Source organism: Micromonospora sp. CPCC 205739 (genome assembly GCF_036906795.1).
GTDB lineage: Bacteria > Actinomycetota > Actinomycetes > Mycobacteriales > Micromonosporaceae > Micromonospora.
Genome location: NZ_JBAKHS010000008.1, coordinates 228237 through 241402, shown reverse-complemented (window position 1 = coordinate 241402; position 13166 = coordinate 228237). Strand labels below are relative to the sequence as shown.

13 protein-coding genes are annotated in these 13166 nt (G+C 75.4%); 5 read left to right on the top strand and 8 right to left on the bottom strand.

The annotated features are described in order from the left end of the window. Positions 1-119: 119 nt before the first annotated feature. From V6U88_RS14985 to pseB, 7 genes are all read right to left on the bottom strand, one after another. The gene (locus V6U88_RS14985) at positions 120-755 is read right to left on the bottom strand and encodes an alpha-ketoglutarate-dependent dioxygenase AlkB (protein ID WP_334453431.1); all 636 of its coding nucleotides are present in this window, start codon (positions 753-755) and stop codon (positions 120-122) included. A gap of 12 nt (positions 756-767) precedes the next feature. Continuing rightward, the gene (locus V6U88_RS14980) at positions 768-1838 is read right to left on the bottom strand and encodes a PseG/SpsG family protein (protein WP_334453515.1); all 1071 of its coding nucleotides are present in this window, start codon (positions 1836-1838) and stop codon (positions 768-770) included. Then, complete coding sequence (locus tag V6U88_RS14975) at positions 1835-2584, bottom strand: glycosyltransferase family protein (protein WP_334453514.1); 750 nt, start codon at positions 2582-2584, stop codon at positions 1835-1837. Before V6U88_RS14975 ends, V6U88_RS14980 begins: the two co-directional genes overlap by 4 nt. 53 nt (positions 2585-2637) lie before the next feature. Beyond that, the gene (locus V6U88_RS14970; protein WP_334453513.1) at positions 2638-4428 is read right to left on the bottom strand and encodes a class I SAM-dependent methyltransferase; all 1791 of its coding nucleotides are present in this window, start codon (positions 4426-4428) and stop codon (positions 2638-2640) included. 206 nt (positions 4429-4634) lie between these two features. Then, positions 4635-5471, bottom strand: coding sequence for a hypothetical protein (locus tag V6U88_RS14965; protein WP_334453429.1), 837 nt, complete (start codon positions 5469-5471; stop codon positions 4635-4637). A gap of 12 nt (positions 5472-5483) precedes the next feature. Continuing rightward, entirely contained in the window at positions 5484-6644 is a 1161-nt protein-coding gene (locus tag V6U88_RS14960; RefSeq protein ID WP_334453427.1) for a DegT/DnrJ/EryC1/StrS family aminotransferase, read from the bottom strand. Further along, positions 6641-7624 carry a UDP-N-acetylglucosamine 4,6-dehydratase (inverting) gene (pseB, locus tag V6U88_RS14955; protein WP_334453425.1) on the bottom strand — a complete coding sequence of 328 codons (984 nt, stop codon included), beginning with the start codon at positions 7622-7624 and terminating at the stop codon, positions 6641-6643. The genes V6U88_RS14960 and pseB overlap by 4 nt, the downstream gene beginning before the upstream one ends. Positions 7625-8051: 427 nt before the next feature. Between pseB and V6U88_RS14950 the strand changes: the two genes are divergently transcribed. Then, positions 8052-9785, top strand: a complete 1734-nt coding sequence (locus V6U88_RS14950; protein WP_334453423.1) for a hypothetical protein — start codon at positions 8052-8054, stop codon at positions 9783-9785. Between the two features lie 70 nt (positions 9786-9855). Here V6U88_RS14950 and V6U88_RS14945 read toward each other — a convergent pair whose 3' ends face one another. Further along, a complete protein-coding gene (locus V6U88_RS14945) occupies positions 9856-10365 on the bottom strand; it encodes a GNAT family N-acetyltransferase (RefSeq protein ID WP_334453422.1) in 510 nt (169 codons plus the stop codon). An 89-nt stretch (positions 10366-10454) separates the two neighbouring features. On the opposite strand from V6U88_RS14945, the gene V6U88_RS14940 reads away from it, so the two are divergent. Genes V6U88_RS14940 through V6U88_RS14925 form a run of 4 tightly spaced genes read left to right on the top strand, consistent with a single transcriptional unit; the run spans position 10455 to position 13113 of the window. Then, positions 10455-10706: an acyl carrier protein gene (locus V6U88_RS14940; RefSeq protein WP_170285331.1), complete on the top strand. Its 252-nt coding sequence runs from the start codon at positions 10455-10457 to the stop codon at positions 10704-10706. Further along, positions 10703-11941 (top strand): AMP-binding protein, encoded by a 1239-nt coding sequence (locus tag V6U88_RS14935; RefSeq protein ID WP_334453418.1) that lies wholly within the window; start codon positions 10703-10705, stop codon positions 11939-11941. The genes V6U88_RS14940 and V6U88_RS14935 overlap by 4 nt, the downstream gene beginning before the upstream one ends. Continuing rightward, a complete protein-coding gene (locus V6U88_RS14930) occupies positions 11934-12680 on the top strand; it encodes an SDR family NAD(P)-dependent oxidoreductase (protein ID WP_334453416.1) in 747 nt (248 codons plus the stop codon). Before V6U88_RS14935 ends, V6U88_RS14930 begins: the two co-directional genes overlap by 8 nt. After that, entirely contained in the window at positions 12664-13113 is a 450-nt protein-coding gene (locus V6U88_RS14925) for a hypothetical protein (RefSeq protein ID WP_334453414.1), read from the top strand. Before V6U88_RS14930 ends, V6U88_RS14925 begins: the two co-directional genes overlap by 17 nt. Positions 13114-13166 lie beyond the last annotated feature (53 nt).

The window sequence follows — 13166 nt, the reverse complement described above, 5'->3', positions numbered from 1 at the left end:
CCCGGCCTACCCTGTGGCCGTTGATCATGAAGTTAGCGGCACCGATTCCGACAATTCGCGCCGCTAACTTCATGATCACCGGCGTGATCCGGGCCGGGGCGGCCCGGTCGGCGGGGGGGTCAGGCTACGCCGGTGGGGCGGAACTGGACGCTGACGCGGGGGCCGACCGGGCGGGTGGTCTTGGGGATGGCGTGCTCCCAGGTGCGCTGGCAGGAGCCGCCCATCACCACCAGGTCGCCGTGCCCGAGGGGAAAGCGCAGGCTGGCACCGCCGCCGCGCGGACGCAGCAGCAGGGGCCGGGGCGAGCCGAAGGACACGATGGCGACCATCGTGTCGGTGTGTGCCGAGCGGCCCTGGGTGTCGCCGTGCCAGGCGACGCTGTCCCGGCCGTCGCGGTAGAGGCACATGCCGGCGGTGACGAAGGGCTCGCCCAGCTCGGCGGCGTAGTGCCGGGTCAGCGTCTCGCGGGCCTCGGTCAGCACCGGGTGCGGCAGCGGGCGGCCGCCCGCGTACCAGCAGAGCAGGCGGGGGACGTCGACCTCGGCCTCGTACATGGTGCGCCGCTCGGCCCGCCACGGCACCTCGGTCAGCAGGGTGTCGAGCACCGCGTCGGAGCCGCGCACCCAGCCGGGGAGGTGGTCGACCCAGGCGCCCCGGGTGAGCACGTGCCGGCGCAGCCCGCCCGGCAGCGGCCCGAGCGACGGCCCGGCGTCGGCGAGGTCGAGCATCGACGGCTGGTAGGCGGCCTGCGTCATGCCGCCACCCTATCAGCGGTTTAGTACAGGCGTACGATCGCCGCGCTGGACCAGGTCGAGCAGCGCGTCGGCCACCCGGCCCCGGCCGCGCCCGTCGACGGTGGCCCAGGCCCGTGCGGCGAGCGCGGCCCGCCGCCGGGGCGAGGTGAGCAGGCCGGTCAGGGTCCGCGCGGCCGCCGCCCGGGCCGCCCGGCCCGCCATCCCGGCCGCGGCCAGCTCCGGCAGCTCGCCCAGGCCGGCGGCCAGCCCGTGGTCCACCACCCGGTGGTACGACTCGCGCTGGTTGTCCACCACGCTGACCAGCGCCGACGGCGCGCCGAGGCAGCACAGTTCCCAGGTGGAGGTGCCGGCCGCGCTGACCACCAGGTCCGCCGTGCCGATCAGGGCGGGCAGCTCGTCGGTGGGCGGGACCGGACGCAGCGACTGGCCCCGGCCGGGGGAGACCGCCGCCAGCTCGGCCTCGACCTCGGGGCGGCCCACCACCACCGTCAGCTCCATCGGGTGCCCGGTGGCCAGCAGCACCCGGGTCAGCACCGGGGCGGCGCCGAGCGCGTCGGTTCCGCCGAAGAAGGCCAGCACCCGCGGCCGGCCCACCGGCGCGGGCTGCCTCGGTGCGGCCGGTCGGGCGCCGATCACCGAGTCGCGCAGCAGCGCGTACCGGGTGCCGGCGAGCAGCCGCCCGGCGGGCGCGGCGGTCCGCGCGCCGAAGTTCTGGTCCAGGTAGAGGTCGGCGTCCTGCCCCCGGGTGTCGCCGTCGACGATCGCCAGGGTGGCCACGCCCGCCGCGCGCAGCGCCCCCGCCCCGGCCGGGTCCAGCTCGTACGAGTCGAGCACCAGCGCGTCCAGCCGGTGCCGCTGGGCCGCCTCGACCAGCCCGGCCGGGGTGTCGGGGCCGGGGTGCGCCGGGATGCCCCGTGCCGCCAGCTGCCCCTGCGCCCAGCCGACCCGCTCGACGGTGCCGAACAGCTCGACGCGGGCCCCCCGGGCCAGGAACTCCTCGCCGAGAGCCAGGCAGCGGACCAGGTGGCCGACGCCGCGCCGGGGCCCGGCGTCGCAGCGCAACCCGATCCGTGGGGCGTTCAGGACTCCTCCAGGCGCTTCTGGCGTACGTCGGCGTTGAGGGCGCGCAGGGCGGGCCGGTCGGCCAGCCAGTCGGCGAGCTTGGCCAGCGGCACGCTCACGTCGCCGAAGTGGTCGGTGACCGCGCGCACCAGCGCCCAGTCCTGCTCGGTGTCGAGGGTGAGTCGCAGCGCCGAGCGGTCCGGGGTGAGGGTCACCCCGAGCACCCGGAACAGCTCCGGGTGGGTGTACGCGTACGAGGTGACGTGCACCCGGTGGTGGTCGGTGGCGAGCCGGTCCAGGGTCCGCAGCGCGTCCGCCCGGATGATCTCGACGTCCAGCCCCCGGGGCAGCGTACGGGCGATCGAGGTGCTGGCGTAGTCGAGGCCGGGCACCGCCCGGTACACCGCCGCGACCAGCGCGATGATCTCCGGGTCGAGCAGCGGGCAGTCGGCGGTGAACCGCATGACCGCGTCCCCGGGGTGGGCGGCCAGGGCGCCGACGAAGCGGCCCAGCACGTCGTCGACCGGGCCCCGGTGGCACGGCACGCCCAGCCGGTCGCACTCGGCGACCAGCGCGTCGTCGACGGCGTCGGTGCTGGTGGCCACGACCAGGTCGGCGAGCACGCCGCTGTCCCGGGCGGCCCGGACCACCCGGCCGAGCACGCTGCGCCCGGCCAGCGGCCGCAGCACCTTGCCGGGCAGCCGGGACGATCCCATCCGCGCCTGCACGATCCCCACGATCCGCGCCTCACCCGACCGCCCGGCCAGGGACGGCGCGGTGGTCGGGGAGGCGGCGCCGCCCGCGCCCGACGGTCCGACGCTCACTGCTGCTCCTCCCGGGGGCCGCGCTGGTTCAGCGCCTCCCGGGCCCGGCGTTTGGCCGCGCGGGCGCCCCGCTTCGCCAGCCGGGCCGGCGTGATCGCCAGCCGGCCCACCCGGTAGCTGAGCGAGCCGCTGAGCAGGTTGATGGTGGCGTCGGCCCGGCGCAGCGCCCGCTCCCGCGAGGTCAGCAGCTCCTCGGTCCACTTGAGCAGCGCGCCCAGCCGGGTCAGCTCCTCCCGCTGGCGTACCCAGGCCTCGCGCAGCTGCTGGTAGCTGCGCAGTCCGGCGGGCGGGTCGGTCGGCTCGACCGCGCGCAGCTCGGTGGCGAGGCGGACCCGCCCGTCGGCGTCGAGGCCGCGCAGCGCCGCGGCGACCGCCGCCTCCGCCTCGATCGCCGCGTCGACGGTGGCCCGGTCCAGCTCCCGGCCGGCGAGGCCGCCCAGCACCACGGTCAGACCGGCGACGTCCAGGGTGGACGGCCAGGGGTGGGCGTACCCGCCGGTGAGCAGCGCGGTGGCGAACCGCCACAGGCCCCGGGCCAGCACCACGTCGACCTCCAGCGGCGCGGCGGCCCGCCAGCTCGGGTCGAGCACCGCGTGTGCGTCGCCGGAGAGCACCACGTTGTCCGTGCCAGCGAGGGCCACTGAGCCGCCCAGCCGGCCGTCGGAGTCGGCCCCGGCGGCGAGCCAGGCCGCGTACCCGCGCAGCAGCCGGCGCAGGGTGTCCAGGTCGCGGCGCAGGCAGGCGTCGAGCAGCAGGGTGCGCAGCAGCCGCCCCTCGGGCACCGGCCCGTCGAGCGCGCCCGCGTCCCGGTAGGCCACCTCCCGGGTGGCGAAGGGCGCCGGCTCCGGCCGGCTCACCCGGCCGGTCACCCGCCACCGCCAGCCGTCCGGCCCGTCGATCACCTCCGCCACGCCGATCCCCGGCGGCCCGGTCTGTACCAGCACCACCGGCAGGGCGTCCGGCGACGGGTCGCCCCCGCCGGGCGGCCCGGAATCCGCGTCCGGGTCGGCGGGTCGGTGGGCGAGCAGCAGCCAGCCCGGCGCCAGCGCCGAGCCGAGGCCCGCGTGCAGCGCGTCGACGGCGAGCCGGGCCGGGTCCTGGAGCACGGTGCTGTCGCCGGCGCCGACCGCGCAGGCACCGTGCAGCACCGCGTCGAAGAGCCCTGAGGTGCTCCGCCGGTCCAGCTCGTCGGCGGCCACCACCGCGGTCGGCGCGGTCGGATCGGGGTACGCCGCGAAGCACGCCTGCGGCCGCAGTCCCGCCGCGGTGAGCCGGGCACGCAGCTGCTCCGGGTTGGCCGGCCGGCCGGTGTCGAGCACCCCGCCGACGGTCCACGCCGAGTCGGCGCGGTCGGCGTACCAGGGGGAGGCGGCGACCAGCCGATGCACGCCGAGCGGGTTGTCCAGCCGCAACAGCAGCGTCCCGCCCGGCCGCAGCGCCCGTACCAGCCGGTCCAGCACGCCGTCCCAGCCCAGCCGGGGGCCCTCCACCGACTCCACCGCGTCCACGCCGGCGGCGGCGATCACCACGTCGAAGGTGTCGCCGGCGGGCAGGCCGGCCGGGCCGCCCACCACCACCCGGGCGGCCCGGTCGGCCAGCGCCACCCCGTCCGGGTGGCTGCGCAGCAGGCAGGTCACCTCGGCGTGCGCCAGCCGGGTCAGCAGCACCGGGTCGTGCGGCCCGGCCAGCAGCACCCGCGCCCCCGCCGGTACGACCCGGGCCGCCAGGGCAGCCAGCGGCCCGCCGTCGGGCAGCCGCTCCTCCGGCAGGTCGGACCAGGCCAGCATCTCCCCGCCGGGCAGCGCGATCCGGGCCGCCGTCCGAGAGGCTGTCGGGAAACCTCGCGGCGGCTGCGGCGGGCCCAGCCGACGACCGGCCGCGTTGGAGATCGGTCCGGATACAACACCGGTATCCGGGCCGATCTCCGCCTTGCCGGATCGCCGGCTGGACTCCGCCTCGCCCGCCCCGGGGTTTCCCGACAGCCTCTGTGTGGTCAACTCTTCTCCTCCTGGAGGTGCGCCCACCCGAGCAGCTCGCGCAGCTCGGCCGGCGTACAGCGGTGGTCGGTGCCCAGCTCGGCGCGGGCGATCTCGAAGGCGGTCGGCAGGTCCACGGACTCGCCGTGCAGCTCCGGCCACTGTCGACGGATCCGGGCGGTGCCGCCGAAGGTGGGGTCCTCGGCGGCGAGGATCATCGGGTCGCCGTAGACGGCGGGTTCGCAGCCGGCGGCGATGCCGTAGAAGATGGCGCTGGTCAGCCGGTTGGAGGCGACCCGCTTGTGCCGGCGCAGCTCGGTGAGCTGCTTGTCGAGGAAGAGCGGGTCGGTGTCCTTCCACCAGTGGCCGCGGTAGCCGTGGCAGATCACCCGGAAGCCGGCGTTCTCGTAGAGCCGGCGCACCCGGCGCATGCCGTACTCGTGCCAGTAGAGGCAGACGGTGACCGGGCCGGGCTCGGTGGCCCGGATCCGGGCGATCAGCTCCTTGTGGTCGCCCTTGACGTGCTGGCCCTCCCAGCCGTGGAACGGGTACCAGATGGTGCCCTCCCGCTGGGCCTCTGGCGGGTCCTGCGACCGCAGGGACAGCAGGTAGGCGAAGGGCGCGCCGACGGTGACGACGTTGCGCCGCCCCACCGACCAGGCCCGCCGCCGGGTCTGCTCGGACCAGAGCAGGCTGGGGGTGAACTCGGCGTACGGGTGGCCGGGGGCGAGTCCGTCGCCGATGTTCCAGCCGTGCTGGACGTACCCGTTGATCCGGGGCGGGTGCCCGTCGCCCAGCCCGCAGTAGCGGGCCAGCACGTGCGCGTGTCCGTAGAAGTGGTTCGCGTGGTGCATCGCCTTCCCCCGTCAGGCGCCGACGGGACGGACCGTGACGCCGCGCAGCGCCGCGCCCAGCGCGTCGATCACGCGATCCTGGTCGGCGTCGGTCAGGGTCGGGAAGAGCGGCAACGACAGCTGCTGCGTGTAGAACGACTCGGCCACCGGGCAGGATCCGCGCCGGTAGCCGAGGTCGGCGAAGGCCGGGTGCCAGTGCGCGGGCAGGTAGTTGACCTGTACGCCGATGCCGGCGGCCCGCATCCGGTCGTACACCTCGCGGCGGCGTCCGTCGAGCACCCGGATCGGGTAGAGGTGCCAGGCCGGGGCGGCCCACGAGCGACGGCCGGGCCGCAGTACGCCGTCGAGGTCGGCCAGCGCCTCGTCGTACCGGGCGACCAGCCGGGCGCGGGCGGCGAGGAAGTCGCCGAGCCGGCGCAGCTGGCTGCGACCCAGCGCGCAGAGCACGTCGGGCAGCCGGTAGTTCAGGCCGAACTCGTGCACCTCCTGGTGCCAGCCGCCCTCGTCCGGCCAGCGCAGCGCGTCGCGTTCCCGGACCAGCCCGATGTTGCGGAACCGGCGCGCCCGGGTCAGCAGCTCCGCATCCGCCGTGGCGACCGCGCCGCCCTCGGCCGTGGTCAGGTTCTTGGTGGGGAAGAACGAGAAGGTGGTGAGGTCCGCCAGCGAGCCGACCGGCCGGCCCTTGTAGGTGCCGCCGATGGAGTGCGCGGCGTCGGCCAGCAGCAGCGCGTCGCTGTCGGCGAGGGCGCCGTGCAGGGCGTCGTAGTCGGCTGGATGGCCGGCGTAGTCGACGGCGGAGACCACCCGGGTACGGGAGGTGGTCGCCGCCGCGGCCGCGGCCGGGTCCAGGGTGAAGGTCTCGTCCTCGACGTCGGCGAAGACCACCGTCGCGCCGAGCGCCACCGCGCTGCTGGCGGTGGCGACGAACGTCATCGGCGGCACCACCACCTCGTCGCCGGGGCCCACCCCGGCCGCCGCGTACGCCACGTGCAGCGCGGCGGTGCCGTTGGAGACCGCCGCGCAGCCGGCCCCGCCGGTCCACCGGGCCAGGTCGGCCTCGAAGGCGGCGACCTGCGGACCGGTGGTGAGCCAGTCGCTGCGCAGCGCGGCCACCACGGCCTCGATGTCGTCGGCGGTGACCGACTGCCGCCCGTACGGGAGCATCGCCGTCACGCGCCGATGCCGAGCATGTCGCGCAGCTGCTCGACGCTCAGCCACTCGTCGTTGGTGTCCGACTGGTACGCGAACCCGTCCGGCACCGGCTCGCAGCCGACCGGCGGCTGGTAGCCCCAGGTGGCGATGGTGGGTTGGACGATGAACCGGTCCCGGGCGCGCAGCGTCCGCCGGCTGTCGTCCGGCGCGATCATCTCCTCGTGCAGCTTCTCGCCCGGCCGGATGCCGATCTCGTGGGTGGTGGCGTCCGGGGCGACCGCCTCGACCAGGTCGAGGATGCGCATGCTGGGGATGCGCGGCACGAACAGCTCGCCGCCCTGCATCTGGTCGAAGCTGTCCATGACGAACTGGACGGCCTGGTCGAGCGTGATCCAGAACCGGGTCATCCGCTTGTCGGTGATCGGCAGGCTCCTGCCCTCGGCGGCCAGCCGGCGGAACAGCGGCACCACCGAGCCGCGAGAGCCCACCACGTTGCCGTAGCGGACCACCGAGAAGCGGGTGGGGTGCTGGGCGGCGTAGTGGTTGGCGGAGACGAAGAGCTTGTCGCCGACCAGCTTGGTGGCGCCGTACAGGTTGATCGGGCTGGACGCCTTGTCGGTGGAGAGCGCGATGACCTTCCGCACGCCGGCCTCGATCGCGGCGTCCACCACGTGCTGCGAGCCGGTGATGTTGGTGGCGATGAACTCCGACGGGTTGTACTCGGCGGTGTCCACCTGCTTCAGCGCCGCGGCGTGCACCACGTGGTCGACGCCGTGCATCGCCCGGGTCAGCCGGTGCCGGTCCCGGATGTCGCCGATGAACCAGCGCAGCCGCGGGTCGTCGCCGAGCTGCTGGCGCAGCTCGTACTGCTTCAGCTCGTCGCGGGAGAAGACCACCACCCGGGCCGGGTCGGCCTCGGCCAGGATGTGCCGGAGGAAGGTCCTACCGAAGGAACCGGTGCCGCCGGTGACCAGGATGGAGGATCCCGTCAGCTCGCTCAATGTGGTGCTCCCATGATCGCAGGTTGTGCGCCGGCGGCCGGGGGCCACGCGACCGGACGGACGCTAACCACGGCGGGTTAACACCCCGACGCTCCCGGGTGAACCGACCGCGCTGGTCCCGTGAATGCCGGACACCCGGCAGGCGAACACTTGCGCCGACCGCGCCGCGCGGCTGACCTGCCGGATCGGTCGTGGCTACAGTGGCCGCGCGGCCCCCGGCGGCTCCCGGCCGTCGGCCGCCCCCCACCGTCCCGGCGCCTCGAATCGATGGCGCCCCCGCCCCGCCTGCCGGAGATCCTGGACCGTTTCCGTTCGAGCGGAACGGCAGGTGTCCAAGATCCGGCCACTGGCGGGCGCCGGGCCGGCACCAGCACCGACCCCTGCCGACCGACGGTCGCCGGGGCCACCCAGCGAGCAGGAGGCGACGATGACGTCCGGTACCGACGTACGGGAACGGGCAGTTGCCCCGGCCGAGGCGGCGGCGTCGCCGGGGCGGCGGCGCTGGCTGGTGCCGGCGCTGCTGGTCCTGGGCTGGCTCGCCGGGGTGGCCTGGCGGATGTGGCTGGCCCGGCACGTCGCCCTGCCGATCGCGCACACCGACGAGGACAGCTACCTCAACACCGCGCGGGCGCTCGCCGGCGGGCCGGGCGGCTTCAGCAGCGAGAACGGACCGCTGCGCCGGGTCGGCTACCCGATGCTGATCTCGCCGGCGTTCCTCGGCGAGCGGGACTTCACCGCCAGCTACCGGCTGGTGCAGCTGATCAACGCGGCGGTCAACGCCACCGTGCTGCCGTTGGCGTACCTGCTGGCGCGCCGCCTGCTCGCGCTGCGCCGGTCGTCCGCGCTGGTCGCCGCCGCGGTGGCCGCGACCCTGCCGGCCACCGCCTTCTACGCCCAGGTGGCGATGATCGACGCGGTGCTGGCGCCGCTGGTGCTGGCCTGGCTGCTGGCCGTGCACCGGTGGATCGCCCGGCCGGGGGTGCCGGCCGCCGCCCTGGTCGGCACGCTGGTCGGCGCGTTCCACCTGCTGCACTCCCGGGGCCTGGTGATCGTGGCGGTGTACGCCGGGCTGGTCCTGCTGCTGCTCGTCCGTCGCCGGGCCACCCCCGCGCAGGTGCTCGCCGCGGTGCTGCCGGTGCTGGCCCTGGCCCTGGTGAACTCCGCCGGCATCCGGTTGCTCGGCGACCGGGTCTACCTGCTCGGAAACCCGCCCGGCGGCGGCACCGTCCGGGCCGTCGCCTCCGGCCGGGGGCTGCTGCGGCTCGGGGCGGCCGTCGCCACGCAGCTCTGGTACCTGGTGGTGATCACGTTCGGGCTGGCCGGGATCGCCTGGGCCGCCGCCCTGCGCGAGCTGCGCCGGCCCGGCCGCGACGCCGCCGTCCGCTGGACGCTCGGCGTCGCGCTGGTGACCAGCGTCGGCGTGGCCGGCGGCGCGTCGGTGATCCTGGCCGGCATCACCACCAAGCCGCTGGACGCCATCTACGGGCGGTACGTGCAGATGCTGGCCCCGTTCTGGCTGCTGGTGGGGGTGGGGGTGCTGCTCACCGTGGCGTACCGGGTGCTGCTGGGCCGGGCGGCCGTCGCGGTGGGGTTGCTGGTGGCGGGCGCGGCGCTGATCGCCGCCCGGCTCGCCTACGTGGCGAGCCGGGGTCACGAGCTGCGCTACGGCGGTTTCGGCGCGCCCGACCTGATGGCGCTGACCGGCGGCTGGCGCGAATTCCGCCCGTTCACCGGCGCGGCGGTGGGCGCGCTGGCCTGCGTGCTGCTGGTCGCCGCCGTCCGGGTGCCGAGGCTGCGGGTGCCGGTGCTCGCCGCGCTGGTCGTCGTCAACCTCGGCACCATGCAGGTGATCACCGACCGGCTGGTCCGGCCGATGGTGGCGGCGACCGCGCCGACCCCGCGCGTCGCCGACCTCGGGGTACGACCCGGCGAGCGGGTCCACGCCTCGGTCGGCGTGCACTACATCCTGCGGCTCAACCTGAGCCACCAGGTGACCTGGACCGACGTGCGGTGGTTCGCCGAGCAGCCGCCGGCCGGCACCGAGGTGGTCTTCGCCCGGTGGGCGCCCGGCGCCCCGGACGACTGGGACGGCGCCCGCTATGGATTCGTCCGCCTCGGCGGCAATCCCGGCCAGCACTGGGCGGCCTGGCGGCGCGCCTGACCGATTTTTCCGGCCCCCTGATGAACGGGGAATGGCCGGCCGGTTAATGCGCGACGGACAATTGTCGACATCAGCGCCGGCGACGATTCTCCCGGTGCAGGGAAACGGGGACGACGGCGATTTCCCGGCCGTCGTGCACCTGACGTTCCTCGGTGCCCTCGACGAACCGGAACCGGCGGTTCATCCGGCGTACCACGGTGTTGTCGGCGAGCACCTCGCCGTCGAGCCGGTCGAGGCGCAACTCGTCGAAGGCGTGGTCCACCGCCGCCCGCATCACCGCCAGCCAGACCGGCAGCGTCTCGCCCCGCTCGGCCAGCCCCTCGGCGTCCAGGTAGAAGCCCCACGAGCCGGTACGCGGACCGTCCAGCCGCAGGTCGAAGAAGGTCACCACGCCGCAGGGCACGCCGTCGTGGACGTACACCAGCACCCGGCGGGTGGCGTCGGTCCGTACCCGCGACCACCACGTGGCGTGCTCCGCCGCGGTGATCTCATGACTGTTCTTGCTGACCTGCCGGTTGGTTTCCTGATTACGCCAGGACAACATCAGGTTAACGTCTTCCTCGGTCGCCTCACGCAGCACCCCGACCTCTTTCCGTTCGATTCCTGCGGGCCTCGGGAACCCTACCCGGGAAATGGTGAGGGCAATTCCGGGGCTGTACACTCCGCCGCATGAACGAATTGAGTCGCGCGCAGATCCGCGACCTCATGGCGCAGGTGCTCGCCAACCAGGGCAAGGTGCTCCCGGACGACGACGCCGCCGACCTGCGGGAGATCGGCTTCCGGTCGCTGGACTTCTCCGAGCTGGCCCTGCGGGTGGAGGACGAGACGGGGGAGGAGCTCAACTTCGACGCCCCCGGCCTGCGCCGGATCGCCACCGTCGGCGACGTGCTCGACTTCCTCGGCACGCTCCAGCGGCAGTGACCATCACGACCTCCACCCCGGCCGGCCTGGACAACCGGGTCGTCGTCGGCGGTGTCGCGCGTACCTGGCGGGCCCTTCCCGCGCCGGCACTGCCGTCGCCCGCCGCCGTCCTCGCCGCGGGCTCCGCCGACGCCCTGACCGCCGCCCGGCAGCACGCGGTGCACGGCACCGAGCTGCTGCTCAGTACCGCGCACCGGGTCGACCCGGCGATGCGCGACGAGCTGCGCGCGGCCGGCTTCGCGCTGACCACACTCGACGCCGACGGACCGGTGACGGTCCCGCCGGCCCGTCCCCGCCCGGCCGAGCCGGGCCGGCTCTGGCTGCTCACCTCCGGGTCCACCGGGCGGCCCAAGCGGGTCGGGCACACCCTGGACTCGCTGACCACCGTCCGGGGTGCCCAGCCGTCGCGGACCTGGCTCTGTCCGTACGCCCCCGGCACGTACGCCTGGTGGCAGGTGGTGACGCTGTCGCTGACCCAGCCCGGGCAGCACCTCGTGGTGGTCGACCCGGACGAGTTGGACGACTGGCCGGCCGTCGCCGCCGCGCACGGCGTGGACGCCGCCTCCGGCACCCCGACCTTCTGGCGGCGCACCCTGCACCGCGACGGCGCGGCCCTGGCCCGGGTGCCGCTGCGCCAGCTCACCCTGGGCGGGGAGCCGGTCGACCAGGCCGTCCTGGACCAGCTCCGCGCGGTCTTCCCGGCCGCCCGGATCTCCTGGATCTACGCCTCCTCCGAGGTCGGCGCGTCCATCGTGGTGCACGACGGCCGCGCCGGCTTCCCGGTCGACTGGCTCGACCGGGAGGTGCCCGGCCGGCCCCGGCTCGCGGTCGACGGCGACGAACTGGTGGTCAGCTCGCCGTACCACGGGGCCGGGCTGGCCGGGCCGGTGCGCACCGGCGACCGGGTGCAGATCGTCGGCGACCGGGTGCTGATCACCGGCCGGCTCGACTCCGACGAGATCAACGTCGGCGGGAGCAAGGTCTCCGCCGGGCTGGTCCGGGGCGTGCTCACCGCCCACCCAGGGGTGGCCTGGGCGCGGGTCACCGGTCGGCGGGCCCCGGTGCTCGGCCGGATGGTCGTCGCCGAGGTGGTGCCGACGCCGTCCGGCGAGCCGCTGGACGAGGCCACGCTGGTGCGCTGGTGCGCCGACCGGCTCCCCGAGTACGCGGTACCGCGCCGCATCCGCATGTTCACCGAGATTCCCGTCAAGGAGACGTTGAAGAGCGATGTCTGACTCCCCGCTCGTCCCGCCCAGCACCGTGGTCCTCGTCTCCGGCGGCTCCCGGGGGCTGGGCCTGGCCATCGTCACCGACCTGCTCGACGCCGGCGTCCGGGTGGCCGCCTTCGCCCGTACCGTCACGCCGGAGCTGGAGAAGCTCGCCGAGGCGCACCCCGACCGGGTGCACGTCGGCGCCGTCGACGTCACCGACCCGGCCGCCACCCAGGCCTTCGTCCGGGAGGTGGAGGAGCGGCTCGGCCCGATCGACGGGCTGGTCAACAACGCCGCCGTCGGGCAGGACTCCCTGCACGTGCACACCTCCACCGCCGACATCGCCCGGATCATCGAGACCAACCTGACCGCGCCGTTGCAGCTCACCCGCCTGGTGATCCGCCGGATGCTGGGCAAGGGGCGGCGCGGGCGGATCGTCAACGTCACCTCGATCTGCGCCCAGCGCGGCTTTCCCGGGCTGGTGGCGTACTCGGCCACCAAAGGCGGCATGGACGCGGCCACCCGCTCGCTGGCCCGCGAGCTGGGCGACCGGATGCTGGTCAACGCGGTGGCACCCGGCTTCTTCGCCTCCGAGATGTCCGCCGTGCTGGGCAGCACCCAGCTCGACCAGATCGTCCGGCGCACCCCGACCGGCCACCTCACCGAGCCGGAGGAGGTCGTGCCGGTGGTGCGGATGCTGCTGCGCGAGCAGACCAACATCAACGGCCAGGTCGTCGTGGTGGACGGTGCGGCCTCCATCTGACGCCCCGTCCCGGCCGGGGCCCGCCACCCGCGCGCCCCGGCCGGTGCCGGCCCTGCTCGGCGCCGCCGAACGGCACCTGCGGGTGGGCCGGCCGGCCGACCTGGGGCACGCCGTCACCCGCAGCCACCTCGACGACGGGCGCTGCGTCGGCTGGTACGGCCCACCGACCCCCGGCTGGCGGGTCGCGGTGGACGCCGAACGGGCCGACGCGGACGTCCCGCCCGCACTGGCCCACCGCTTCGGGCGGGCCGACTTCTGGGCCCGCTGGACCCGGGCGGAGAGCCTCTGCAAGCTGGCCGACGCGCCGGTGGCCGCCTGGTGGCGGCGGCACGGGCTGGCCGTACCCCCGGACACGCCGGCGGTGTGGCGGACCCTGCGTCTGCACGACCTGGTGGTCACGGTGGCCTTCGCCCCGCCGCGCCTCGGCCCGTGACGCTGCCCGCCCCGCGGCGTGTCGGCAGGCCGCAACCGGTCCGCCCGGTCCGT